The 21025-nt window shown below is 69.1% G+C and carries 18 protein-coding genes and 9 tRNA genes; 23 read left to right on the top strand and 4 right to left on the bottom strand.

Annotated elements, in window-relative coordinates:
* Nucleotides 1-127: 127 nt before the first annotated feature.
* Together M3M27_RS15555 and M3M27_RS15550 are read left to right on the top strand one after the other, a co-directional pair.
* Nucleotides 128-862, top strand: coding sequence for a cysteine hydrolase family protein (locus M3M27_RS15555; RefSeq protein WP_434026216.1), 735 nt, complete (start codon nucleotides 128-130; stop codon nucleotides 860-862).
* A gap of 50 nt (nucleotides 863-912) precedes the next feature.
* On the top strand, nucleotides 913-1833 hold the full coding sequence (locus M3M27_RS15550; protein WP_434026215.1) for a LysR family transcriptional regulator: 921 nt from the start codon (nucleotides 913-915) through the stop codon (nucleotides 1831-1833).
* Nucleotides 1834-1885: 52 nt separating this feature from the next.
* Here the strand turns inward: M3M27_RS15550 and M3M27_RS15545 are convergent, their stop codons facing one another.
* Nucleotides 1886-2647: a Bax inhibitor-1/YccA family protein gene (locus M3M27_RS15545; protein WP_177497750.1), complete on the bottom strand. Its 762-nt coding sequence runs from the start codon at nucleotides 2645-2647 to the stop codon at nucleotides 1886-1888.
* Nucleotides 2648-2806: 159 nt separating this feature from the next.
* Here M3M27_RS15545 and M3M27_RS15540 point away from each other — a divergent pair.
* The 14 genes from M3M27_RS15540 to M3M27_RS15475 all read left to right on the top strand — a co-directional run bounded on the left by M3M27_RS15540 (nucleotide 2807) and on the right by M3M27_RS15475 (nucleotide 12665).
* Nucleotides 2807-2883: transfer RNA gene (locus M3M27_RS15540), tRNA-Pro, on the top strand.
* Nucleotides 2884-2920: 37 nt separating this feature from the next.
* Nucleotides 2921-2997: transfer RNA gene (locus tag M3M27_RS15535), tRNA-Arg, on the top strand.
* A gap of 30 nt (nucleotides 2998-3027) precedes the next feature.
* Nucleotides 3028-3104, top strand: a tRNA-His gene (locus tag M3M27_RS15530).
* Nucleotides 3105-3180: 76 nt separating this feature from the next.
* Nucleotides 3181-3256 (top strand) — tRNA-Lys (locus M3M27_RS15525).
* Nucleotides 3257-3341: 85 nt separating this feature from the next.
* Nucleotides 3342-3426: transfer RNA gene (locus M3M27_RS15520), tRNA-Leu, on the top strand.
* 148 nt (nucleotides 3427-3574) lie between these two features.
* Nucleotides 3575-4870 (top strand): trigger factor, encoded by a 1296-nt coding sequence (tig, locus tag M3M27_RS15515; protein ID WP_140723395.1) that lies wholly within the window; start codon nucleotides 3575-3577, stop codon nucleotides 4868-4870.
* A gap of 91 nt (nucleotides 4871-4961) precedes the next feature.
* Complete coding sequence (clpP, locus tag M3M27_RS15510; protein WP_140723392.1) at nucleotides 4962-5588, top strand: ATP-dependent Clp endopeptidase proteolytic subunit ClpP; 627 nt, start codon at nucleotides 4962-4964, stop codon at nucleotides 5586-5588.
* 127 nt (nucleotides 5589-5715) lie between these two features.
* Nucleotides 5716-7002, top strand: coding sequence for an ATP-dependent Clp protease ATP-binding subunit ClpX (gene clpX / locus M3M27_RS15505; protein WP_140723389.1), 1287 nt, complete (start codon nucleotides 5716-5718; stop codon nucleotides 7000-7002).
* Between the two features lie 247 nt (nucleotides 7003-7249).
* Nucleotides 7250-9718 carry an endopeptidase La gene (gene lon / locus M3M27_RS15500; protein WP_140723385.1) on the top strand — a complete coding sequence of 823 codons (2469 nt, stop codon included), beginning with the start codon at nucleotides 7250-7252 and terminating at the stop codon, nucleotides 9716-9718.
* A gap of 217 nt (nucleotides 9719-9935) precedes the next feature.
* Nucleotides 9936-10208, top strand: coding sequence for an HU family DNA-binding protein (locus M3M27_RS15495; protein ID WP_140723381.1), 273 nt, complete (start codon nucleotides 9936-9938; stop codon nucleotides 10206-10208).
* An 11-nt stretch (nucleotides 10209-10219) separates the two neighbouring features.
* Nucleotides 10220-10294: transfer RNA gene (locus tag M3M27_RS15490), tRNA-Val, on the top strand.
* 27 nt (nucleotides 10295-10321) lie between these two features.
* A tRNA-Asp gene (locus M3M27_RS15485) sits at nucleotides 10322-10398 on the top strand.
* An 84-nt stretch (nucleotides 10399-10482) separates the two neighbouring features.
* Nucleotides 10483-10559: transfer RNA gene (locus M3M27_RS15480), tRNA-Asp, on the top strand.
* Between the two features lie 135 nt (nucleotides 10560-10694).
* On the top strand, nucleotides 10695-12665 hold the full coding sequence (locus M3M27_RS15475) for a peptidyl-prolyl cis-trans isomerase (RefSeq protein WP_434026214.1): 1971 nt from the start codon (nucleotides 10695-10697) through the stop codon (nucleotides 12663-12665).
* 128 nt (nucleotides 12666-12793) lie between these two features.
* Here the strand turns inward: M3M27_RS15475 and M3M27_RS15470 are convergent, their stop codons facing one another.
* The gene (locus M3M27_RS15470; protein ID WP_140723374.1) at nucleotides 12794-14020 is read right to left on the bottom strand and encodes a lytic transglycosylase domain-containing protein; all 1227 of its coding nucleotides are present in this window, start codon (nucleotides 14018-14020) and stop codon (nucleotides 12794-12796) included.
* Entirely contained in the window at nucleotides 14017-14781 is a 765-nt protein-coding gene (gene gloB / locus M3M27_RS15465; protein ID WP_434026213.1) for a hydroxyacylglutathione hydrolase, read from the bottom strand. The genes M3M27_RS15470 and gloB overlap by 4 nt, the downstream gene beginning before the upstream one ends.
* 12 nt (nucleotides 14782-14793) lie before the next feature.
* On the opposite strand from gloB, the gene M3M27_RS15460 reads away from it, so the two are divergent.
* From M3M27_RS15460 to dnaQ, 3 genes are read left to right on the top strand one after another with little or no spacing between them, the layout of a single operon-like run.
* Nucleotides 14794-15450: a hypothetical protein gene (locus tag M3M27_RS15460; RefSeq protein ID WP_434026212.1), complete on the top strand. Its 657-nt coding sequence runs from the start codon at nucleotides 14794-14796 to the stop codon at nucleotides 15448-15450.
* Nucleotides 15451-15466: 16 nt separating this feature from the next.
* Nucleotides 15467-15919: a ribonuclease HI gene (gene rnhA / locus M3M27_RS15455; RefSeq protein ID WP_140723364.1), complete on the top strand. Its 453-nt coding sequence runs from the start codon at nucleotides 15467-15469 to the stop codon at nucleotides 15917-15919.
* A 7-nt stretch (nucleotides 15920-15926) separates the two neighbouring features.
* Complete coding sequence (gene dnaQ, locus M3M27_RS15450; RefSeq protein ID WP_434026211.1) at nucleotides 15927-16664, top strand: DNA polymerase III subunit epsilon; 738 nt, start codon at nucleotides 15927-15929, stop codon at nucleotides 16662-16664.
* 25 nt (nucleotides 16665-16689) lie between these two features.
* On the opposite strand, the gene M3M27_RS15445 is transcribed toward dnaQ, so the two are convergent.
* On the bottom strand, nucleotides 16690-17394 hold the full coding sequence (locus M3M27_RS15445; RefSeq protein ID WP_140723358.1) for a PP2C family protein-serine/threonine phosphatase: 705 nt from the start codon (nucleotides 17392-17394) through the stop codon (nucleotides 16690-16692).
* A gap of 174 nt (nucleotides 17395-17568) precedes the next feature.
* Between M3M27_RS15445 and M3M27_RS15440 the strand changes: the two genes are divergently transcribed.
* The 4 genes from M3M27_RS15440 (at nucleotide 17569) to thiS (ending at nucleotide 21024) form a co-directional block, all read left to right on the top strand.
* Nucleotides 17569-17659, top strand: a tRNA-Ser gene (locus tag M3M27_RS15440).
* 448 nt (nucleotides 17660-18107) lie between these two features.
* Entirely contained in the window at nucleotides 18108-19901 is a 1794-nt protein-coding gene (thiC, locus tag M3M27_RS15435) for a phosphomethylpyrimidine synthase ThiC (protein WP_434026210.1), read from the top strand.
* On the top strand, nucleotides 19898-20842 hold the full coding sequence (locus M3M27_RS15430) for an FAD-dependent oxidoreductase (protein ID WP_434026208.1): 945 nt from the start codon (nucleotides 19898-19900) through the stop codon (nucleotides 20840-20842). Before thiC ends, M3M27_RS15430 begins: the two co-directional genes overlap by 4 nt.
* Nucleotides 20827-21024 carry a sulfur carrier protein ThiS gene (gene thiS / locus M3M27_RS15425; protein WP_140723349.1) on the top strand — a complete coding sequence of 66 codons (198 nt, stop codon included), beginning with the start codon at nucleotides 20827-20829 and terminating at the stop codon, nucleotides 21022-21024. Before M3M27_RS15430 ends, thiS begins: the two co-directional genes overlap by 16 nt.
* Nucleotide 21025: the final 1 nt, after the last annotated feature.

Raw genomic sequence — 21025 nt, 5'->3', positions numbered from 1 at the left:
TTTGCGTATGGCCGGCGGCGCCGGATCCGTGCGATTCCCGCACAGGCCCTGTGCCGGCCGGCGGCTGGTTCGCGCGTTCCGCGCTCCGCATCCTGTGCGCCTTCTTCCATCGCACAGGAGCTTGTCCATGAACGTCGCCGCATTCGGCCTGGCCAGCCTGATCGGCATGGCCGCCGTCGCCTCCGCCGAACCGTCCCATCCCACCATCCGCCACATGGCCGGCGCGCCGGCGGTCGCCTCGCTCGACCCCGCGAGGACCGCCCTGCTGGTGATCGACTTCCAGAACGAGTATTTCGACGCCGGCGCCGCGCCCGGCTTCGCCGGCGGCCGCATGGTCGTCCCCGACGGCCCCGCCGCGCTGCGCCAGGCCCGCCGCCTGCTCGATTTCGCCGACGCCAACGGCATTCGCGTGATCCATGTGCAGCACGTGCTGCCGGCCGGCGCGCCGCTGTTCGCGCAGGGCAGCGCCAGCGCGGCCTTCCATCGCGACATGCAGCCGCGCGCCGGCGAGACCGTGGTGCGCAAGGACGATGTCAGCGTGTTCGCCGGCGCATCGGCCGCCGCGCTGGACAAGGCGCTCGAGGACGCCGGCATCGACACCCTCCTTTTCGCCGGCCTGCAGACGCACGCCTGCGTGGTGGGCGCGGCGCGCGATGCCGCGGCCGCGCCGCGCGGCTACCGGGTGATCGTGTCGTCCGACGCCACCGCCAGCCGGGACCTCGAACTGGCCGGCGGCCGGCGCATCGGCCATCGCGCGTTGCACGAGGCGTCGCTGGCGCAGATCGAGGACGCGTTCGGCGACGTGATGACGACCGATGCCATCCTCGCCCTGCCGGTGCGCAAGGCCGGCGACGGCGCTTGATAAGCTCGCCGCGCCCGCGCCTGGCGGGCGCCATCGGGGATCGCCGGCCAATGGACCACTTCGCCGCATTGCGCGCATTGCGCAGCATCGTCGAGACGGGCAGCTTCACCGCCGCCGCCGAGCGCCTGGGCACCACCCATTCGGCGATGTCCCGGCAGCTGCGGCAACTGGAGGAGCACCTGCAGGTGCGGCTGCTGGACCGCAACAGCCGCCGGCTGTCCCCGACCGAGGCCGGCCGCGCCTACTACCGCGAGAGCGTGGAACTGCTGGACCGGCTGGAGGCGGCCGACAACCGGGCCCGGGCCGGCCAGGCCGAACCCGGCGGCCGGCTGCGCATCAGCGTGCCGCAGGTGGTCGCCAGCCAGGAGCTGCCGCAGTGGCTGCCGGGTTTCCTGGCCCGCTACCCGGGGGTGGCGCTGGACCTGTCCGCCGACGACCAGCTGGTCGACGTGGTCGGGGGCGGTTTCGACATGGCCCTGCGCATCGTGCCGGCGCTGCCGGACAGCCAGTTGGTCGCGCGCGAACTGGCTTGCTGCGAACGGATCCTGGTGGCGGCCCCGGCGTACCTGGCCCGCCATGGCTTGCCGCGGCAGGTGGCCGAACTGTCGCGGCACGTCCTGCTGGAGTTCAGCCCGACCGCGGCACGCGCGCCCTGGCGCCTGCAGGGCCCCCGCGCGGCCGAGGCGGTGGTCGAGACCGGCCAGCGGCTGCGGGTGGACGCGACCCCGGCCCTGCATGCGGCCGTCCTCGCCGGCATCGGCATCTCCCTGTTCACCGCGCTGACCGTGCAGGAGGACCTGCGCGCCGGGCGCCTGGTCCGGGTACTGCCGGCGTGGCACGCCGGCCATCGCCGCTATTTCGCGCTGTATCCCCATGCCCGCGCGCTGGCGCCCAAGGTGCGCGCGCTGGTCGAGTACCTGGGGACGCACTATGCCGCCCAGCAGGCCGGCCTGGCCGGGGCGCGGGCATGAAAAAGGGGCGCCCCGCGGGGGCGCCCCTTCGTCGGCTTCCGCCTGGCCCGGATCAGCGCTGCTGGATCTTGGACAGCAGGCGCAGGAACTCGATGTACAGCCACACCAGCGTCACCATCAGGCCGAACGCGCCGTACCACTCCATGTGCTTCGGCGCGCCCTGCGCGACGCCGCTCTCGATGAAGTCGAAGTCCAGCACCAGGTTCAGCGCGGCGATCACCACCACGAACAGGCTGAAGCCGATGCCGATCCAGCCGGACTCGTGGATGTAGGGGATGCCGACGTTGAAGAAGCCCAGCACGATCGTCGCCAGGTAGACCAGCGCGATGCCGCCGGTGGCGGCGACCACGCCCAGCTTGAAGTTCTCGGTCGCCTTGACCAGGCCGCTGCGGTAGGCCATCAGCAGTGCGAACAGCGTGCCGAAGGTGAGCAGCACCGCCTGGAACACGATGCCGTTGAAGCGGGCCTCGTACACCGCCGAGATCGAGCCGAGGAAGAAGCCTTCCAGCAGCGCGTACAGCGGCGCAGTCACCGGTGCCCATTCCTTCTTGAAGATGGTGACCAGCGCGAACACGAGCCCGCCGATCGCGCCGCCCAGCATGTACAGCCGCGCCGAGGGCAGGGGCATGCCGTCCGGCCCGACGGTCTGGTACCAGGCGAAGGCGGCGGTCAGCAGCGCGAGGAAGAGCAGGGCGGCGGTCTTGTTGACGGTGCCGCCCAGGGTCATCGCCGCGCCGTCGCGGGTGACGACCGCGCCGCTGCCGATGTCGAGGAAGGTCGATTCCTGGAGTGCGGGATTGCCGCTGCGCATCATGTCTGTTCTCCCTGTTAGGTGCTGGCCGGCGGAGTGCCGATTCCTGCCCCGAAGCATAGCCGAAGCGACCGAATCGCGATCCGCGATTGACACGGGTCGGCGCGATTCATCAAAATAGCCGACCTTTCGAGCCTTCGGGCAAGAGAGGGTCCGTTCCGCCGGGGTATAGCGCAGTCTGGTAGCGCGCCTGCTTTGGGAGCAGGATGTCGGGGGTTCGAATCCCTCTACCCCGACCATTCCGGTTCCAGGTTGCGGAATGCGAGTCCGGTCCGGGCGCCCGTAGCTCAACTGGATAGAGCACCGGCCTTCTAAGCCGGCGGTTACAGGTTCGATTCCTGTCGGGCGCGCCATCGGCGGTCGGGCAGGGCAGGTTTTCAGTGGTGGCTGTAGCTCAGTTGGTTAGAGTACTGGATTGTGATTCCAGTTGTCGGGGGTTCGAGTCCCCTCAGCCACCCCACTGAATGCTTCCTCGATGTTTCGCCGAAGGTGTTGCAATCGAGGGAAAGCGTCCTATAATGGGCGACTCAGTTTCAGGGCCGTTAGCTCAGTTGGTAGAGCAGTTGACTCTTAATCAATAGGTCCAAGGTTCGAATCCTTGACGGCCCACCAAATCGAAAAAGGCATCCGCGCGCGGGTGCCTTTTTCTTTGCGGGTGTCCCTGCAACAATGGGCGCCGCCGCGGCCGTGCGGCCCAGCGAAAGTGGCGGAATTGGTAGACGCCCTGGATTTAGGTTCCAGTGCCGCAAGGCGTGGGGGTTCGAGTCCCCCCTTTCGCACCATCCCGACGGGGCATCGGGCCTGGTCCGCCGCTGGCAGCGGCCGCCATAATCGGCGAAACTACAAGGCTCGGCGGACTTCCGTCCGCATTCGTCAACCCGTTTTCTTCACTACGTGCCGACCCCCGGGGCGTCGGTGGCAGGAGTCAACATGCAAGCTTCGATCGAATCGACCGGCAATCTGGAACGCCGACTGACCTTCACCCTGCCGGAAGATCGTCTGCAGTCCCACGTCGGTGGACGCCTCGGCGAAATCGCGCGCACCGCGCGGATCAAGGGCTTCCGCCCGGGCAAGGTGCCGGCCAAGGTGATCGAGCAGCGCTTCGGCCAGCAGGTGCGCGCCGAGGCGCTGGACGGCCTGCTGCGCGAGACCTTCGACTCGGTGGTGCGCGAGCACGACCTGCGCATCGCCGGCGCGCCGCGCATCGATCGCGCCGGCGAGGGCGAGCTGGACTTCGTGGCCACGGTCGAGCTGGTGCCCGACTTCGGCGACATCGACGTCGCCAAGCTGAACGTGATCCGCCACACGGCCGAGGTCACCGAGGCCGACATCGACCAGATGATCGACAACCTGCGCCTGCAGCGCCGTACCTGGCAGCCGGTCGAGCGCGGTGCGCAGGCGGGCGACCTGGTCGCGCTGGAGACCTGGTCGCAGGCCGGCGACGAGCGCCTGCCGGCCGAGGGCGTCGAGAAGGGCAGCAGCATCCTCGGCTCGGGCGTGATGTTCGACCAGATCGAGAAGGGCCTGGAAGGCCTGGCCAAGGGCGAGGAAAAGACCCTGTCGGTCGACTTCCCGGCCGATTGGCGCGTGCCGCAGCTGGCCGGCAAGACCGTCCAGGTGCACGTCAAGGCGGTCGAGGTCTCCGAGCCGGTGCTGCCGGAGGTGGACAAGGCCTTCATCAAGAGCTTCGGCGTCAAGAGCGGCGAGCTGGAACAGTTCCGCGCCGACATCCGCTCCAACCTGGAACGCGAGTTGAAGGGCGCGCTGATGAACCGCCTGCGCCGCGAGGTCGGCGAGCAGCTGATCGCCGCGTTCGCGCACGTCGAACTGCCGCCGCGCCTGGTCGAGGGCGAGGCCCGCTCGATGCTGGCCCAGCAGGTGGAGCAGATCCGCCGCAGCGGCCGCGACCCGGGCCCGGTGCCGGCCGACGCCCACCAGGGCTTCATGGACGCCGCCCGCAAGCGCGTGCTGGTCGGCCTGCTGGTCGGCGAGGTCGCCCGCCGCAACGAGCTGCGCCTGGACCCCAAGCGCGTGAGCGAGACCCTGCGCCTGATCGCCTCGACCTACGAAGAGCCGGAGCAGGTCATTGAGATGTACCGCAACGATCCCCAATTGATGGGGGGACTGCAGAGCCGCGTGATGGAAGAGCAGGTGATCGACTGGATCGCCGAGCGCGCCCAGCACACCGAGCAGGCGCTGTCGTTCCAGGAAGCCATCCGGGCCTGAGGCACGGCTGGCTTCCGCACTGGCCCGCGTCCCGGCGCGGGCTTCCCAGAAGCGGGCGCCGGCTCAGGTCGGGGCCAGAACAGGAAGACCCATGAGCATTGAGACCAAAGCCCTGAACCTGGTGCCGATGGTGGTCGAGCAGACCAGCCGCGGCGAGCGCGCGTACGACATCTATTCGCGCCTGCTGAAGGAGCGCCTGATCTTCCTGGTCGGCCCGATCGACGACCACATGGCCAACCTGGTGGTGGCGCAGCTGCTGTTCCTCGAGGCTGAGAACCCCGAGAAGGACATCAGCATCTACATCAACTCGCCGGGCGGCGTGGTCACCGCGGGCATGGCGATCTACGACACCATGCAGTACATCAAGCCCGACGTGAGCACGATCTGCGTCGGCCAGGCCGCCTCCATGGGCGCGCTGCTGCTGGCGGCGGGCGCGGCCGGCAAGCGCTACGCGCTGCCGAACTCGCGGGTGATGATCCACCAGCCGCTGGGCGGCTTCCAGGGCCAGGCGACCGACATCGACATCCACGCGCGCGAGATCCTGACCCTGCGCGCGCGCCTGAACGAGGTGCTGGCCAAGCACACCGGGCAGTCGCTGGAGACGATCGCGCGCGATACCGAGCGCGACAACTTCAAGAGCGCCGTCGACGCGCAGGCCTACGGCCTGGTCGACCAGGTGCTGGAGCGCCGCCCGGAAGAGTCGATCCAGCCCACTTGATCGGCCAAGTTCTGGAAAACACAGGAAAATCCGGCAGGGTCGGGTATGGGCTGGTGTCCTCCCGACCCTGTGCTATTCTCGAAATCGAACCCCCGTTCATCGGGTGGGGTAACTGGGTAACAGAAGCATGAGCGAAGACCGCCAAGGTCGTTCCGGCGACAGCAACAAGATTCTCTACTGCTCGTTCTGCGGCAAGAGCCAGCACGAGGTCCGCAAGCTGATTGCAGGTCCAAGCGTGTTCATCTGCGACGAGTGCGTCGAGCTGTGCAACGACATCATCCGCGAGGAGCTCGAGGAGAAGGCGCAGTCGGCGCGTTCCAGCCTGCCCAAGCCGAAGGAAATCCTCGAGGTCCTCGACCAGTACGTGATCGGCCAGCAGCGCGCCAAGCGCACGCTCGCGGTGGCCGTGTACAACCACTACAAGCGGATCGAGAGCCGGCAGAAGAACGACGACGTCGAACTGGCCAAGTCCAACATCCTGCTGGTCGGCCCGACCGGCTCGGGCAAGACGCTGCTGGCCGAGACGCTGGCGCGCCTGCTCAACGTGCCGTTCACGATCGCCGACGCGACCACGCTGACCGAGGCCGGCTACGTCGGCGAGGACGTGGAGAACATCATCCAGAAGCTGCTGCAGAAGTGCGACTACGACGTCGAGAAGGCGCAGCAGGGCATCGTCTACATCGACGAGATCGACAAGATCTCGCGCAAGAGCGAGAACCCGTCGATCACCCGCGACGTGTCCGGCGAGGGCGTGCAGCAGGCGCTGCTGAAGCTGATCGAGGGCACGGTGGCCTCGGTGCCGCCGCAGGGCGGGCGCAAGCATCCGCAGCAGGAGTTCCTGCAGGTCGACACCAAGAACATCCTGTTCATCTGCGGCGGCGCGTTCGCCGGCCTGGACAAGGTGATCCAGCAGCGCTCGACCGAGGCTGGCGGCATCGGCTTCGGCGCCAAGGTGAAGAGCAGCGAGCGCAAGCAGGAAGTGGGCAAGGTGCTGGCCGAGGTCGAGCCGGAGGACCTGATCAAGTTCGGCCTGATCCCCGAGTTCGTCGGCCGCCTGCCGGTGGTCGCCACGCTCGAGGAGCTCGACGAGCCGGCGCTGATCAAGATCCTCACCGAGCCGAAGAACGCCATCACCAAGCAGTTCAAGAAGCTGTTCGAGATGGAGGGCGTGGAGCTGGAGTTCCGTCCCGACGCGCTGTCGGCGATCGCCAAGAAGGCGCTCAAGCGCAAGACCGGCGCGCGCGGCCTGCGCACCATCGTCGAGTCGGTGCTGCTGGACACGATGTACGAGCTACCGTCGCAGGAGAACGTCGGCAAGGTCGTGGTCGACGAGTCGGTGATCGAGAACAAGTCCGAGCCCTACCTGATCTACCAGAACCCGCCGGTGCCGGCGAAGGCCGCTTCCGGCGACTGAAGCCCCTGTTAAGGATTGTCGCCGCCTCGTAACCCGTTGAGCGGAAAAGACATTCCAACGACTACTTGCAAGCCCTCGCCGATGGCCCCATAACGGGGCCATCGGCTTTTTTGTGAGTCCCTCGCAAGAGCCCGGCACGGCCCCGTGCCGGGTCTTTTCTGGGAGCCCCTTCACAAGGGCGGCGCGCATTCAGGTGCGCGGACCCCCCTAGTCGTTGCCCCGCATTCCCCCTCTTCCGGAGCCCCTCATGGCCCAGGCCCAAACCGAAGTACTCGACCTGCCGGTGCTGCCACTGCGCGACGTGGTGGTGTTCCCGCACATGGTCATCCCGTTGTTCGTCGGCCGAGACAAGTCGATGCGCGCGCTCGAGCAGGCGATGGAGGCGGACAAGCGCATCCTGCTGGTGGCGCAGAAGTCCGCCGAGACCGACGACCCCGTCGCCGGCGACCTGTACGAGGTCGGCACGCTCGCGCAGGTGCTGCAGCTGCTCAAGCTGCCGGACGGCACCATCAAGGTGCTGGTCGAGGGCCTGACCCGGGTGCGCGTGGACAAGGTGGTCGAGCGCGACGGCGCGCTGCAGGGCCGCGGCACCGAGATCGCCTCCGTCGACACGCGCGAGCCGCGCGAGGTCGAGGCGATCGCGCGCTCGCTGATGTCGCTGTTCGAGCAGTACGTCAAGACCAACCGCAAGCTGCCGCCGGAGCTGCTGCAGACCCTGGCCGGCATCGACGAACCGCGCCGGCTGGCCGACACCATCGCCGCGCACATCGGCGTGCGCCTGGCCGACAAGCAGCGCCTGCTGGAGACCACCGACGTCGGCGAGCGGCTCGAACTGCTGGTCGGCCTGGTCGACGGCGAGATCGACGTGCAGCAGCTGGAGAAGCGCATCCGCGGCCGGGTCAAGTCGCAGATGGAGAAGAGCCAGCGCGAGTACTACCTCAACGAGCAGATGAAGGCGATCCAGAAGGAACTGGGCGACCTCGACGACGCGCCTGGCGAACTGGAGGAGCTCGCCCGCAAGGTCGCCGAGGCCGGCATGCCCAAGGCGGTGGAGACCAAGGCCAAGAACGAGCTCAACAAGCTCAAGCAGATGTCGCCGATGTCGGCCGAGGCCGCCGTGGTGCGCAACTACCTCGACTGGCTGCTCGGCGTGCCGTGGAAGAAGCGCACCAAGGTGCGCAAGGACCTCAAGGTCGCCCAGGAGACGCTGGACGCCGACCACTACGGCCTGGAGAAGGTCAAGGAGCGCATCCTCGAATACCTCGCCGTGCAGTCGCGGGTGAAGAACATGAAGGGGCCGATCCTGTGCCTGGTGGGCCCGCCCGGCGTGGGCAAGACCTCGCTCGGCCAGTCGATCGCCAAGGCGACCAACCGCAAGTTCGTGCGCATGTCGCTCGGCGGCGTGCGCGACGAGGCCGAGATCCGCGGCCATCGCCGCACCTACGTCGGCTCGATGCCGGGCCGCATCGTGCAGAACCTCAACAAGGTCGGCAGCAAGAATCCGCTGTTCGTGCTCGACGAGATCGACAAGATGTCGATGGACTTCCGCGGCGATCCGTCCTCGGCGCTGCTGGAGGTGCTCGACCCCGAGCAGAACAACGCCTTCAACGACCACTACCTGGAAGTCGACCTCGACCTGTCCGAAGTGATGTTCGTGGCGACCTCGAACTCGCTGAACATCCCCGGTCCGCTGCTGGACCGCATGGAGGTGATCCGCATCCCCGGCTACACCGAGGACGAGAAGCTCAACATCGCCGCGCGCTACCTGGTGCCCAAGCAACTGAAGGCCAACGGCCTGAAGCCCGAGGAACTGGCGATCGAGGAAGACGCGATCCGCGACATCGTGCGCTACTACACGCGCGAGTCGGGCGTGCGCAACCTGGAGCGCGAGGTCGCCAAGATCTGCCGCAAGGTGGTTAAGGAGATCGCCCTGGCCGGCCCGCAACCGGCCAGGAAGCCGGCCAGGAAGAGCGCGAAGAAGCAGGCGGCGCTGGTCGTCGTCGACGGGGCCAACCTCGACAAGTACCTGGGCGTGCGCCGCTTCGACTTCGGCCGCGCGGAAGAGCAGAACGAGATCGGCCTGGTCACGGGCCTGGCGTGGACGGAGGTCGGCGGCGACCTGCTGCAGATCGAGTCCACGCTGGTGCCGGGCAAGGGCCAGCTGATCCTGACCGGCCAGCTGGGCAACGTGATGAAGGAGTCCGCGTCGGCGGCGCTGTCGGTGGTGCGCTCGCGCGCCGAGCGGCTCGGCATCGACGTCGACTTCCTGCAGAAGCACGACGTGCACGTGCACGTGCCGGACGGCGCCACGCCGAAGGACGGCCCGAGCGCCGGCATCGCGATGGTGACGTCGCTGGTCTCGGTGCTGACCAAGGTGCCGGTGAAGGCCGACGTGGCGATGACCGGCGAGATCACCCTGCGCGGCCGGGTATCGGCGATCGGCGGGTTGAAGGAGAAGCTGCTGGCCGCGCTGCGCGGCGGCATCCATACCGTGCTGATCCCGGACGAGAACCGCAAGGACCTGGCCGACATCCCGGCGAACGTGACCCGCGACCTGCGGATCATCCCCGTGAAGTGGATCGACGAGGTGCTGGACCTGGCCCTGGAGACGCCGCTGAAGCCGAAGCGCATCAAGGAAAAGGCGCGCAAGGCCACCGGCGGCGTCGCGGTGAGGCGCAAGTCCAAGCCGTCGCAATCGACCCGCGTCAAGCACTGATCGCGCGCGCTGACAAGTCCCGAAAAGCAGCCAAAACCCGCGCCGTTATTGGGTTTTGGCTTGCTTGTGCCTGACCCCGCTGGTATAAAAGCACGACTCGCGAGGGCGGTATCTGCTGCGTTCGTCGATTAAGAATGTTGTCGGATTTCACTGTTCGTCGTGACAGGAAGGCCGATTCTCGATTCCGCGGTACTGACCGCAACAGGAGTTCAAAAGAATGAATAAAACCGAATTGATCGACGGCGTCGCCGCCGCTGCTGACCTGTCCAAGGCCGAAGCCGGTCGCGCCGTCGACGCGGTCGTGAGCGAAATCACCAAGGCGCTCAAGAAGGGCGACAGCGTGACGCTGGTGGGCTTCGGTACCTTCCAGGTCCGCGAGCGCGCCGAGCGCACGGGCCGCAACCCGAAGACGGGCGACTCCATCAAGATCGCCGCTTCGAAAAATCCTTCCTTCAAGGCTGGCAAAGCGCTGAAGGATGCCGTAAACTAGTCGACTCGCTAGGGTGCTTAGCTCAGCGGTAGAGCGTCTCCCTTACAAGGAGAGGGTCGGGGGTTCGAAACCCTCAGCACCCACCAAGGCACCAGCAGCAAGGTTTCAAGCGCGGAGCGGTAGTTCAGCTGGTTAGAATGCTGGCCTGTCACGCCGGAGGTCGCGGGTTCGAGTCCCGTCCGCTCCGCCAGTAGCATGAAGCCCCTGAGAGATCGGGGGCTTCGCTTTCTCCGAAGGCCACGGCCTTCGGCGGAGGCAACGGTTTTCGAAAAATGGAGCGGTAGTTCAGCTGGTTAGAATGCTGGCCTGTCACGCCGGAGGTCGCGGGTTCGAGTCCCGTCCGCTCCGCCATTCGAATCGTCAACCCCCGGCAGCGATGCCGGGGGTTTTTTGTTGGCGAAGACCCCGGCCCGCCCACCGGCGCCGCTGGGTGCGGCGCACGGAAGCGGGTTAAACTGCACGGCTCGCCATCAGGCTCGATACCCCATGCTGCAGAAACTCCGCGACAAGACCTCTGGCTGGATCGCCACGGCCATCCTGGGGCTGCTGATGATCCCGTTCCTGTTCGTCATCGACAACAGCTATCTCGGGGGCGTCGGCGCAGGCAACGTGGCCAAGGTGCAGGCGCCGCCGACCTGGTGGCACTCGGCGCCGTCGTGGTGGCCGGCCTCGATGCTCTGGCAACACCACGAGATCAGCACGCAGGACTTCCGCACGCGCTTCGAACAGGTGCGCATGCAGCAGCGGCAGCAGCTGGGCGACAACTTCGACCCGCGCGAGTTCGAGTCGCAGGAAAACAAGCTCAGGGTGCTCGACCAGATGATCGACGAGCAGGTGGTGCGCCTGGCCGCGGAGAACGCGGGCATCGTGGTCGGCAACGACGCGGTGCGCGACTACATCGCCAGCATCCCGGCGTTCCAGGTCGACGGCAAGTTCAATCCCGACCAGTACCGCATGGCGCTGGCGCAGGGGACGCCGCCGCGCACGCCGATGCAGTTCGACGCGCTGGTGCGCGACGGCCTGCAGCAATCGGTGATCCCGGACGCGATCATGGGATCGTCGTTCGTCACCAAGGCGGAGTCGGAGCGGATCCTCAAGCTGCTGGGCGAGACGCGCGACGTCGAGCTGGCGACGCTCCCGCCGCCGGCCGCGGACACCTCGCCGGTGAGCGATGCGCAGGCCAAGCAGTGGTACGAATCGCACGCCGCCGACTTCCGCCAGCCGGAGACGGTGACGATCGAGTACGTCGAGCTCAATGCCGCCAACATGCCGCCGGTGCAGCCGGCCGACGAGGCGACGCTGCGCAAGCGCTACGAGGACGAGAAGGCGCGTTTCGTCGAGCCGGAACAGCGCCTGGCTTCGCACATCCTGATCAGCGCGGGCGGCGACGCGGCGGCGCAGAAGGCGGCCGAGGCCAAGGCCGCCAAGCTGGCGGAAGAGGCCAGGCAGCCGAATGCCGACTTCGCCGCGCTGGCCAAGGCCAATTCCGAAGACCCCGGTTCGAAGGACGCCGGCGGCGACCTCGGCTGGGTCGAGAAGGGCGTGATGGTCAAGCCGTTCGAGGAAGCGTTGTTCGCGATGAAGCCGGGCGAGGTGGTCGGCCCGATCAAGAGCGAGTTCGGCTATCACGTGATCAAGCTGCGCGAGGTCAAGGGCGGCCAGGGCAAGTCGTTCGAGCAGGTTCGCGACCAGCTCGCGGCCGAGCAGCTCAAGAGCGACGCGGACAAGCAGTTCTCCGACCTCAGCGGCAAGCTGGTGGACCAGGTGTACAAGAACCCGACCGAGCTGGCTTCGGCCGCGAAGGAACTGGGGCTGTCGGTGCAGACGCTGGGACCGTTCTCGCGCAACGATGCCACCGGCATCGCGGCGAACCCGAACGTGCAGCGTGCGGCCTTCTCCGAGAGCCTGATCCAGGACGGCACGGTCAGCGACCCGATCGAGATCGGCCCGAACCACAGCGTGATGCTGCGCGTATCGGCGCATACGCCGGAGCAGGCGCTGCCGCTGGACAAGGTCCGCGATCGCGTGATCGCCGCGGTGCGGGCCGACCGCACCGAGCAGGCCGCCGCGAAGGTCGCCGATGCGTTGCTGGCGCGCCTGCAGAAGGGCGAGACGCTGCAGGCGGTGGCCGCGGCCGAGAAGCTGCAGGTCAACCCGCTCCCGGGCCTGCCGCGGACCGCGCCGATCCCGACGCCGGCGGCGAACCGCGCGATCTTCAGCGCGCCGGTCCCGGCCGAGGGCAAGCCGTCGGTCGGCAAGCTGGATCTCGGCGATGGCCGTTTCGCGCTGTTCGCGGTCACCAAGGTGACGCCGGGCGACCTGGCGCAGATCCCGCCGGAACAGCAGGCGGCGTTGCGCGAGCAGCTCGGCCAGATCGAGGGCAATGCCGCCGCGCGCGCCTACGTGGAGGCGATGCGCAAGCACCTGAAGGTGCAGATCCAGGAGTCGCAGCTGTAATCGCGGCCCTCCTCCGCGAGCGCAAGAAAGCCCGGCAATGCCGGGCTTTTTTGTAGGGGCGGAACGGTTGTGCCGGGCGCGCGGAGGGCAGGGCTTGCCGACGCGGGTGCGGCGGGGCCGCGGGCGCGTCAGCGGACGTCGTCGAACGCGAGCACCATGCCGGGCTTGAGCACGCTGTCCTGGCGCAGGCCGTTGCTGGACAGCAGGGCCTTGACGGTGATGCCGTAGCGCCGGGCGATGGTCCAGGCCGACTCGCCCGAACGGACGGTGTGGGTGCGGCGCGCGCTGCGGCGGGGCGCGGGCTTGCCGGTCGCTTCCGGCGCGGGGCCGCTGTCCGCGGCGGCGACCGTGCGGGCCTCGTCGGCGGCCGCCGGCTCCGGTGCTGGCCCGGCCACCGCCACGGTTGCGCTCGCCTCGGTACGCGGGGCCAATACGGAACGCGGGACATCGCTGCTGCGGGCCTGGCCCAGCGCCGGGTTGAGCCTGCCGACCATGTCGGTCTGCAGCGCGTTGCGGTGCGCCCAGCCCTGCAGGCTGGTTCCGGCGGGCAGGGTGTGCTCGTCGAGGATCGGGACCTCGCGGTCGAGCCCGGCCATCAGGCTGCCGCGGGCCTGGGCGTGGTCGAGCACGCAGGCCAGGGCATGGACCTTCTCCACGTAGGCATAGCTGGTCGGCGACAGGCCCGGCAGCGCATCGGGCCGGGCGTTCTGGGCGTTCATGCCGGCCCGTCGCATCGCCTGGAGGATGCGGTACTCGCCGGCGTTGTAGGCCATCATCGTCAGCCGCCAGTCGCCGCCGAACATGCCGTAGAGCGTCTTGAGGTAGCGGACGGCCGCGGCGGTCGAATCCACGGCCGACAGCCTGCCGTCGTAGCGCTTGCCGACCGGCACCTTGTGGTTGCGCGCGGTGGCGCTGATGAACTGCCACAGGCCGGCCGGGCCGCTGCCGCTGCGCGCGCCCGGACGGTAGCCGCTCTCGATGAACGGGATCAGCGCGAACTCGGTCGGCAAGCCGGCGGTGCGCAGTTCGTCGACCACGTAGCCGAACAGCGGCAGTACGTCCTGGTCCTCGTCGGCCAGCTGCGCGGGAGCCTTGGCGAAATGCGCCTCCCAGCGCGGGCTGCTGGCCTCGGCGTCGCAGCCCGGATCGGCGCGACCGGCCAGGAAGGCGTCGAAGATCTGCCGTCCGTTGCGCGAGGTGGCCTCGGTCGCGGAGAGCAGGCTTCCGGCGGCGGCCGGCGCGGGCGATGCCGCTGCGGCGAGGCTGCCTGGCGGGGTCGCTTCCTGCGCGCGCGCGCCCTGGATGGACAGTGCGGCCGGGAGCCCGGCCAGCACCGCCAGCAGCAAGCGCTTCATGCGCGGAAGTCGTCTTTCCAGCGCCGCAATTCGGCGAACACTTCCACCTCGTCGCGGGGCTCGCGGCCCAGGCGGCCGGCGACGGCATGGCGGATCTCCGCGGCCTGCGTGCGCAGGAACGGATTGGTGGCCAGTTCACTCTCGAGCGAAATCGGCAGGGTAGGACGGGCTGCGTGACGCATGGCCTGGGCTTCCTGTTGACGGCGCTGCAAGGCAGCGTTGGACGGATCCACCTGCAACGCGAATCGCGCGTTCGACAAGGTGTATTCATGGCCGCAGCAGACCTGGGTGGTGCCGGGCAGCGCGGCGAGACGCTTGAGCGAGGCAAGCATCTGCGACGGCGTACCTTCGAACATCCGCCCACAGCCCAGGCTGAACAAGGTGTCGCCGCTGAACAGCACGCCCTCGCCGAAGTAGGCCACGTGGGTGCGGGTATGGCCCGGGACCTCGATCACCCTGAATGCGCGCCCGGCCACGTCCACGGCTTCTCCGTCGGCCACGGCCCGGTAGGGAAAGCCCAGGCGCTCGTCGCGAGGGGCGAACACTGGCAGGTGCGGCCAGCGGTCGAGCAGGTCGCGGACGCCGCCGACATGGTCGCCATGGTGGTGGGTGACCAGGATGGCGGCCGGTTCCAGGCCCCGGGCGGCGGCCTCCAGGACCGGGCCCGCCTGTCCCGGGTCGACCACCACGGCGGTTCCGTCACCGGCGGCCAGCGCCCAGACGTAGTTGTCCTCGAATGCGGGCAGGGCGGTCAGTCGCATAGAATTGGGACCATGCCTGCCGCTCCGATCCTCCGTCAAGCCGGCGTCTCATCCTGGTTTGAAACGGGGGCGGGGCGCGCGTTGCTGCGCTTGGAGCAGCACTGGGCGCTGGAGGCTCTGCGGCACCGGCCTTCCCAGCCCTGGCTCTGGCTGTCGGCGATACCCGCCGGCCTGCCGGAAGGGAGCGCATTGCAGGGCCGGGGCCTGCGGCTGTTCCGGCACGGCGCCGGCTACGCGGGCGAGCTGCAGTGCAGGCTGCCGCTGCCGATTCCCTCCGAGAGCCTGCAGGCGATCGTCGTGCAGCATGCGGTGGCCGGGGACATCGACGCGTTCGTGGAGGAGTGCGCACGGGTGCTGGCGCCCGGTGGCAGGCTCTGGCTGTTCGCGCTCAATCCGCTCAGCCCGTACCGCTTGCGCTGGCGGCGGCACGTCCCCAGCCCGCCGCGCCCGGAATGGTGGCGGCGCTCGATCCAGCGCGCGCGCCTGCATTGCTCGATGACGCCCTGCTATCTCGGCCCGGCCTGGAACCCGGGCGACGGCGGCGAAGGGCACGCCGGACGCGGCCCCTGGCGCGCGGTCTGCGTGTTCGAGGCGGAGAAACGCGCGATCGCCCCGAACGGGCCGATCCCGGCCAAGGTGCGCTGGCAGCGCCCGGTGGCGACGATCTGAACATTCCTGGAGTCCGATGAAGTCGATAGAAATCCATACCGACGGTTCCTGCCTGGGCAATCCCGGGCCGGGTGGCTGGGCGGCGCTGCTGCGCTACAAGGGCCACGAAAAGGAACTGGTGGGCGGCGAGGCCAACACCACCAACAACCGCATGGAACTGATGGCGGCGATCATGGCGCTGGAGACGCTGAGCGAGCCCTGCCGGATCGTCCTGCACACCGATTCGCAGTACGTCAGGCAAGGCATCACCGAGTGGATGACGGGTTGGTTGCGGCGGCAGTGGAAGACCGCCGGCGGCGAGCCGGTCAAGAACCGCGAGCTGTGGGAGCGCCTGCATGCCGCGACCCAGCGCCACAGCATCGAGTGGCGCTGGGTGAAGGGCCACAACGGCGATCCGGACAACGAGCGCGTGGACCTGCTGGCGCGCAACCAGGCCATCGCCATGCGCGGCGGCGTGGCCACCTACTGAGGAACACATGCGTCAGATCATTCTCGATACCGAAACCACCGGCCTGGAATGGCGCAAGGGCAACCGCATCGTCGAAATCGGCTGCGTGGAGTACCTGGAGCGCCGCCCGACCGGGCACAACTTCCACCGCTACATCCGTCCGGACCGCGAGTTCGAGGCCGGCGCGCAGGAAGTCACCGGCCTGACCTTGGACTTCCTCGCCGACAAGCCGCCGTTCGAGGAAATCGCGGAGGAATTCCTCGCCTACATCGACGGCGCCGAGCTGATCATCCACAACGCCGCGTTCGACCTGGGCTTCCTCGATTACGAGCTGTCCCTGCTCGGCGAGCGCTACGGCAAGATCACCGACCGCTGCACGGTGGTGGACACGCTGCTGCTGGCGCGCGAGAAGTTCCCCGGCCAGCGCAACTCGCTGGACGCGCTGTGCAAGCGCCTGGGCGTGGACAACTCGCATCGCCAGCTGCACGGCGCCTTGCTGGACGCGCAGATCCTGGGCGATGTCTACATCGCGCTGACCTCGGGCCAGGAAGAGATCGGTTTCGGCCTGGCCGAGGAAGCGCAGGCGGGCCTCGGCGCGGACCTGGCCGCGTTCGATGCGGCCATGCTGCTGCCGCGCCCGCGGGTGGTCGCCACCGCGTCGGAGCTGGAGGCGCACGAAGCGCGGCTGGAGCGCCTGCGCAAGAAGGCGGGGCGCGCGCTGTGGGACGACCCGGTGCCGGCGGCGGAGGCGGCGGTCGAGGCCTGACCCCGGTCCCGCGGCGGCGGGCGCGTCAGTGGCAGCGCACCAGCACCGCGGTGACGTTGTCCGAACCGCCGCCATCCAGCGCCGCGGCGACCAGGGCATCCACGCATTCCTGCGCGCTGCAGTCGAGCGCGGCGAGGGTCCGGGCGATGCCGCCGTCGTCCACTTCCTCGGTGAGGCCGTCGCTGCACAACAGCAGCTGCATGCCCGGCTTCAGCTCGCCGGTCATGGTCGCCACGTTCAGGTGGGCGGGATCGGTCACGCCCAGCGCCTGCGTGACCACGCTGCGATGCGGGTGCGCGCGCGCCTGCTCGGTGGTCAAGGCGCCCTGGGCCACCAGTTCCTGCACGTAGCTGTGGTCCTGGCTGAGCTGGGCGAGGCGGCCGTCGCGCCACAGGTAGGCGCGGCTGTCGCCGACCCAGGCCACTTCGAAACGGTTGCCCAGCACGCGCGCGGCCACCACGGTGGTGCCCATCGGCAGGCTGTCGTTGCGCCGGCGCGAGGTGCGGATGATCTCCTCGTCGGCGATGCGGATGGCCTGCGCGAGCGGGGCGCCGCCGCGCACTTCGCGGACGATGGTCTCGCGCGCCAGCGCGCTGGCGACCTCGCCGCAGGCGTGGCCGCCCATGCCGTCGGCGACCAGCCACAATCCCAGTTCGATGTCGCCGTAGTACGTGTCCTCGTTGAGTTCGCGGCGCAGGCCGACGTGGCTGAGGTGTCCGAATTCGAGCATGGGATCCGTGGAGCGGGGCGCGCAGGCCGGGGGAGGGGGCATGATCGCGGCCGCCGGCGCATCCGGCAACCGCCGGGCCTGGCGGGCCGGTTCGCTGGCGCGTGCGCATGGCGGCGCTTGTCGGGACCGTCACGGCCCCGTATCATGCACGGCCCCGGTCCGCCGGGGTCCACCGGGAAGGTGGCAGAGTGGTTGAATGTACCTGACTCGAAATCAGGCAGGCGTTTATAGCGCCTCGGGGGTTCGAATCCCCCCCTTCCCGCCAGATCGAAGCGAAAGCCCGCGCATCGTCGCGGGCTTTTCGTTTTTGCGCTGGTGGAATTGTGGAGGGGAACTCCAGCGCCGACAGGGCCTGCCCCGAAAAGCGTCGGGACCGAAGTCCGTCCCCGGACGCGCCAACCGCCACAAAAGAGCCGTCCGCATTTGACAGGCGCATGCCCAGCTGCGAACGTGGCGGCCACGTCAGGGGAGTCCCGCCCAGGGGACTGAGAGGCTGACAGGGCGGGCCGATGGCCTTCCCGGCGACGCGACCCTTCGAACCTGACCCAGTTGATACTGGCGTAGGAAGACCGAAGTGCGCGCCGCCGGCCTAGCGACGGATGCCGCTCTTTCGGGCCGATCCGGCCCTCCCATGCGTTCGCGCGCGGTGGCCGTCGGCCGCCTTTCTGCTCAAGTGCTGCCTGGGTCTCGTCAGGTCAACTTGAGGAGACGCCATGAGCCAGAACGCTTCCGCCCCGCCGCGCATCACCACCGGCGGCTTGCCCGCCTCGCGCAAGATCCACCTGCCCGGGACGCGCCACGACATCCGCGTGCCGATGCGGCAGATCCACCTCGACGGCGAGCCGCCGTTGAACGTCTACGACAGTTCCGGGCCGTACACCGACCAGGCGCTGGCGGGGACGCTGGACATCGCGCGCGGCCTGCCCGAGGTGCGGGGCGCCTGGCAGCGCCTGCGCGGCGACGCGGAGCCCTACGCCGGCCGCGCGGTGATGCCGGTCGACAACGGCTTCGCCGAGGGCGTGCCGGCGTTCCCGCTGGCGCGCGCGCCGCTGCGCGCCAGCGGCGGACGCGCGATCACCCAGCTGGCCTACGCGCGCGCCGGCATCGTCACGCCGGAAATGGAATACGTGGCGATCCGCGAGAACCTCGGGCGCGCGGCGGCGCGCGGCACGCGCGATGGCGAGGACTTCGGCACCTCGATCCCCGACGTGGTGACGCCGGAGTTCGTGCGCGACGAGATCGCCGCGGGCCGGGCGATCATCCCGGCCAACATCAACCACCCGGAACTGGAGCCGATGGTCATCGGCCGCAACTTCCTGGTGAAGATCAACGCCAACATCGGCAACTCCGCGGTCGCCTCCTCGATGGAGGAGGAAGTGGAGAAGATGGTCTGGGCGATCCGCTGGGGCGCGGACACGGTGATGGACCTGTCCACCGGCCGCAACATCCACAACATCCGCGAATGGCTCCTGCGCAACGCGCCGGTGCCGATCGGCACGGTGCCGCTGTACCAGGCGCTGGAGAAGGTCGGCGGCGTCGCCGAGGACCTGAGCTGGGAACTGTTCCGCGACACGCTGGTCGAGCAGGCCGAGCAGGGCGTGGACTACTTCACGATCCATGCCGGAGTGCGCCTGGCCCACATCCCGCTGACCGCGAACCGGGTCACCGGCATCGTCAGCCGCGGCGGCTCGATCATGGCCAAGTGGTGCCTGCACCACCATCGCGAGAACTTCCTCTACGAACGCTTCGAGGACATCTGCGAGATCATGCGCGCCTACGACGTGTCGTTCTCGCTCGGCGACGGGCTGCGGCCCGGTTCGATCGCCGACGCCAACGACGCGGCGCAGTTCGCCGAGCTGCGCACGCTGGGCGAATTGACCAGGATCGCCTGGGCGAAGGACTGCCAGGTGATGGTGGAAGGCCCGGGCCACGTGCCGATGCACAAGATCAAGGCCAACATGGACGAGCAGCTGCGGCACTGCCACGAGGCGCCGTTCTACACGCTCGGGCCGCTGACCACCGACATCGCGCCGGGCTACGACCACATCACCAGCGCGATCGGCGCGGCGATGATCGGCTGGTTCGGCACGGCGATGCTGTGCTACGTCACGCCCAAGGAACACCTGGGCCTGCCGGACCGCGACGACGTCAAGACCGGCGTGATCGCCTACAAGCTGGCCGCGCACGCGGCGGACCTCGCCAAGGGGCATCCGGCCGCGCGCGCGCGCGACGATGCGCTGTCGCGCGCGCGCTTCGAGTTCCGCTGGGAGGACCAGTTCAACCTGTCGCTGGACCCGGATACCGCGCGCGCTTTCCACGACGAGACCTTGCCGAAGCAGGCGCACAAGCTGGCGCATTTCTGCTCGATGTGCGGGCCGAAGTTCTGTTCGATGCGGATCAGCCACGACATCCGCGCCGAGGCGCAGCGCCAGGACGGCATGGCGCGGATGGCCGAGAAGTTCCGCGCCGACGGCGAGCTGTACGTGCCGCTGGAGAAGGCGCGGTGAGCGTCTCCGTGCTGGGCGCCGGCGTGACCGGCCTGTGCGTGGCGACCGCGCTGGCCGAGGCCGGCTTCGCGGTCGAGGTGGTCGCGCCCGAGCTCGGCGTGCCGGCGGCCTCGCATTGGGCCGGCGGAATGCTGGCGCCGTTCTGCGAGGGCGAATGCGCGCCGGCGCGGGTCGTGCGCGACGGACGGCGGGCCGCGGCCTGGTGGGCCGCACGCGGCATCGAGGTGGTCCGGCGCGGCACGCTGGTGCTGGCGGCCCCGCGCGACGCCGGCGAGCTGGATCGGTTCGCGCGCGCCACCGAAGGCCATGCCTGGGTGGCGCCGGGCGAGCTGGAACCGGACCTGCGCGGGCGTTTCAGCCGCGCGCTGTTCTATGCCGAGGAGGCGCATCTCGATCCGCGCCTGGCGTTGGCGACGCTGGCGCAGGCGCTGCGCGCGCGCGGCGTGCGCTTCCGGGCGCGGGAGGCGTGCGGGCGGATCGTGGACTGCCGCGGCGCGTGGGCGCGCGCCGAACTGCCCGGCCTGCGCGCGGTGCGTGGCGAGATGCTGTACGTGCATGCGCCGGAAGTGTCGCTGAGCCGTCCGCTGCGGCTGCTGCACCCGCGCTTTCCCTGCTACATCGTGCCGCGCGGCGACGGCCGCTACATGATCGGCGCGACGATGCTGGAGAGCGACGACGACGGCCCGATCACCGCGCGCGCGGCGATGGAGCTGCTGTCGGCGGCGTGGACGGTGCATCCCGGCTTCGCCGAGGCGCGCATCGTGGAGACCGGCGCCGGGCTGCGCCCGGCGTTTGCCGACAACCTGCCGGGCATCCGCCGCGACGGCGCGCGCCTGCACGTCAACGGCATGTATCGCCACGGCTTCCTGATGGCGCCGGCGCTGGCCGGCGAGGTGGTGGAACTTCTGCGAGAGGAGAGGGGATCGTGCTTGTCGAATTGAACGGCCGCCCGCTGCGCACCGATGCGGACACGCTGGCGGCGCTGCTGGCGGAACAGGGCGTGGCGGGCGACGTGGTGGCCACCGCGCTCGATGGCCGCTTCGTGCCGCGCTCGCAGCGCGAGGCGACGAGGCTGCGCGAGGGCGCCAGGATCGAAGTGCTCGCGCCGATGCAGGGGGGCTAGG

This window comes from Xanthomonas boreopolis (assembly GCF_046529185.1).
GTDB classification, from domain to species: domain Bacteria; phylum Pseudomonadota; class Gammaproteobacteria; order Xanthomonadales; family Xanthomonadaceae; genus Pseudomonas_S; species Pseudomonas_S boreopolis.
This window is presented reverse-complemented; position numbering and strand designations above follow the sequence as displayed.

What these genes read in the sequence shown, in the direction of transcription:
- M3M27_RS15555 (WP_434026216.1), top strand. Translation starts at nt 128, where the DNA reads ATGAACGTCGCCGCATTCGGCCTGGCCAGCCTGATCGGCATGGCCGCC.
- M3M27_RS15550 (WP_434026215.1), top strand. Translation starts at nt 913, where the DNA reads ATGGACCACTTCGCCGCATTGCGCGCATTGCGCAGCATCGTCGAGACG.
- M3M27_RS15545 (WP_177497750.1), bottom strand. Translation starts at nt 2,647, where the DNA reads ATGATGCGCAGCGGCAATCCCGCACTCCAGGAATCGACCTTCCTCGAC.
- tig (WP_140723395.1), top strand. Translation starts at nt 3,575, where the DNA reads ATGCAAGCTTCGATCGAATCGACCGGCAATCTGGAACGCCGACTGACC.
- clpP (WP_140723392.1), top strand. Translation starts at nt 4,962, where the DNA reads ATGAGCATTGAGACCAAAGCCCTGAACCTGGTGCCGATGGTGGTCGAG.
- clpX (WP_140723389.1), top strand. Translation starts at nt 5,716, where the DNA reads ATGAGCGAAGACCGCCAAGGTCGTTCCGGCGACAGCAACAAGATTCTC.
- lon (WP_140723385.1), top strand. Translation starts at nt 7,250, where the DNA reads ATGGCCCAGGCCCAAACCGAAGTACTCGACCTGCCGGTGCTGCCACTG.
- M3M27_RS15495 (WP_140723381.1), top strand. Translation starts at nt 9,936, where the DNA reads ATGAATAAAACCGAATTGATCGACGGCGTCGCCGCCGCTGCTGACCTG.
- M3M27_RS15475 (WP_434026214.1), top strand. Translation starts at nt 10,695, where the DNA reads ATGCTGCAGAAACTCCGCGACAAGACCTCTGGCTGGATCGCCACGGCC.
- M3M27_RS15470 (WP_140723374.1), bottom strand. Translation starts at nt 14,020, where the DNA reads ATGAAGCGCTTGCTGCTGGCGGTGCTGGCCGGGCTCCCGGCCGCACTG.
- gloB (WP_434026213.1), bottom strand. Translation starts at nt 14,781, where the DNA reads ATGCGACTGACCGCCCTGCCCGCATTCGAGGACAACTACGTCTGGGCG.
- M3M27_RS15460 (WP_434026212.1), top strand. Translation starts at nt 14,794, where the DNA reads ATGCCTGCCGCTCCGATCCTCCGTCAAGCCGGCGTCTCATCCTGGTTT.
- rnhA (WP_140723364.1), top strand. Translation starts at nt 15,467, where the DNA reads ATGAAGTCGATAGAAATCCATACCGACGGTTCCTGCCTGGGCAATCCC.
- dnaQ (WP_434026211.1), top strand. Translation starts at nt 15,927, where the DNA reads ATGCGTCAGATCATTCTCGATACCGAAACCACCGGCCTGGAATGGCGC.
- M3M27_RS15445 (WP_140723358.1), bottom strand. Translation starts at nt 17,394, where the DNA reads ATGCTCGAATTCGGACACCTCAGCCACGTCGGCCTGCGCCGCGAACTC.
- thiC (WP_434026210.1), top strand. Translation starts at nt 18,108, where the DNA reads ATGAGCCAGAACGCTTCCGCCCCGCCGCGCATCACCACCGGCGGCTTG.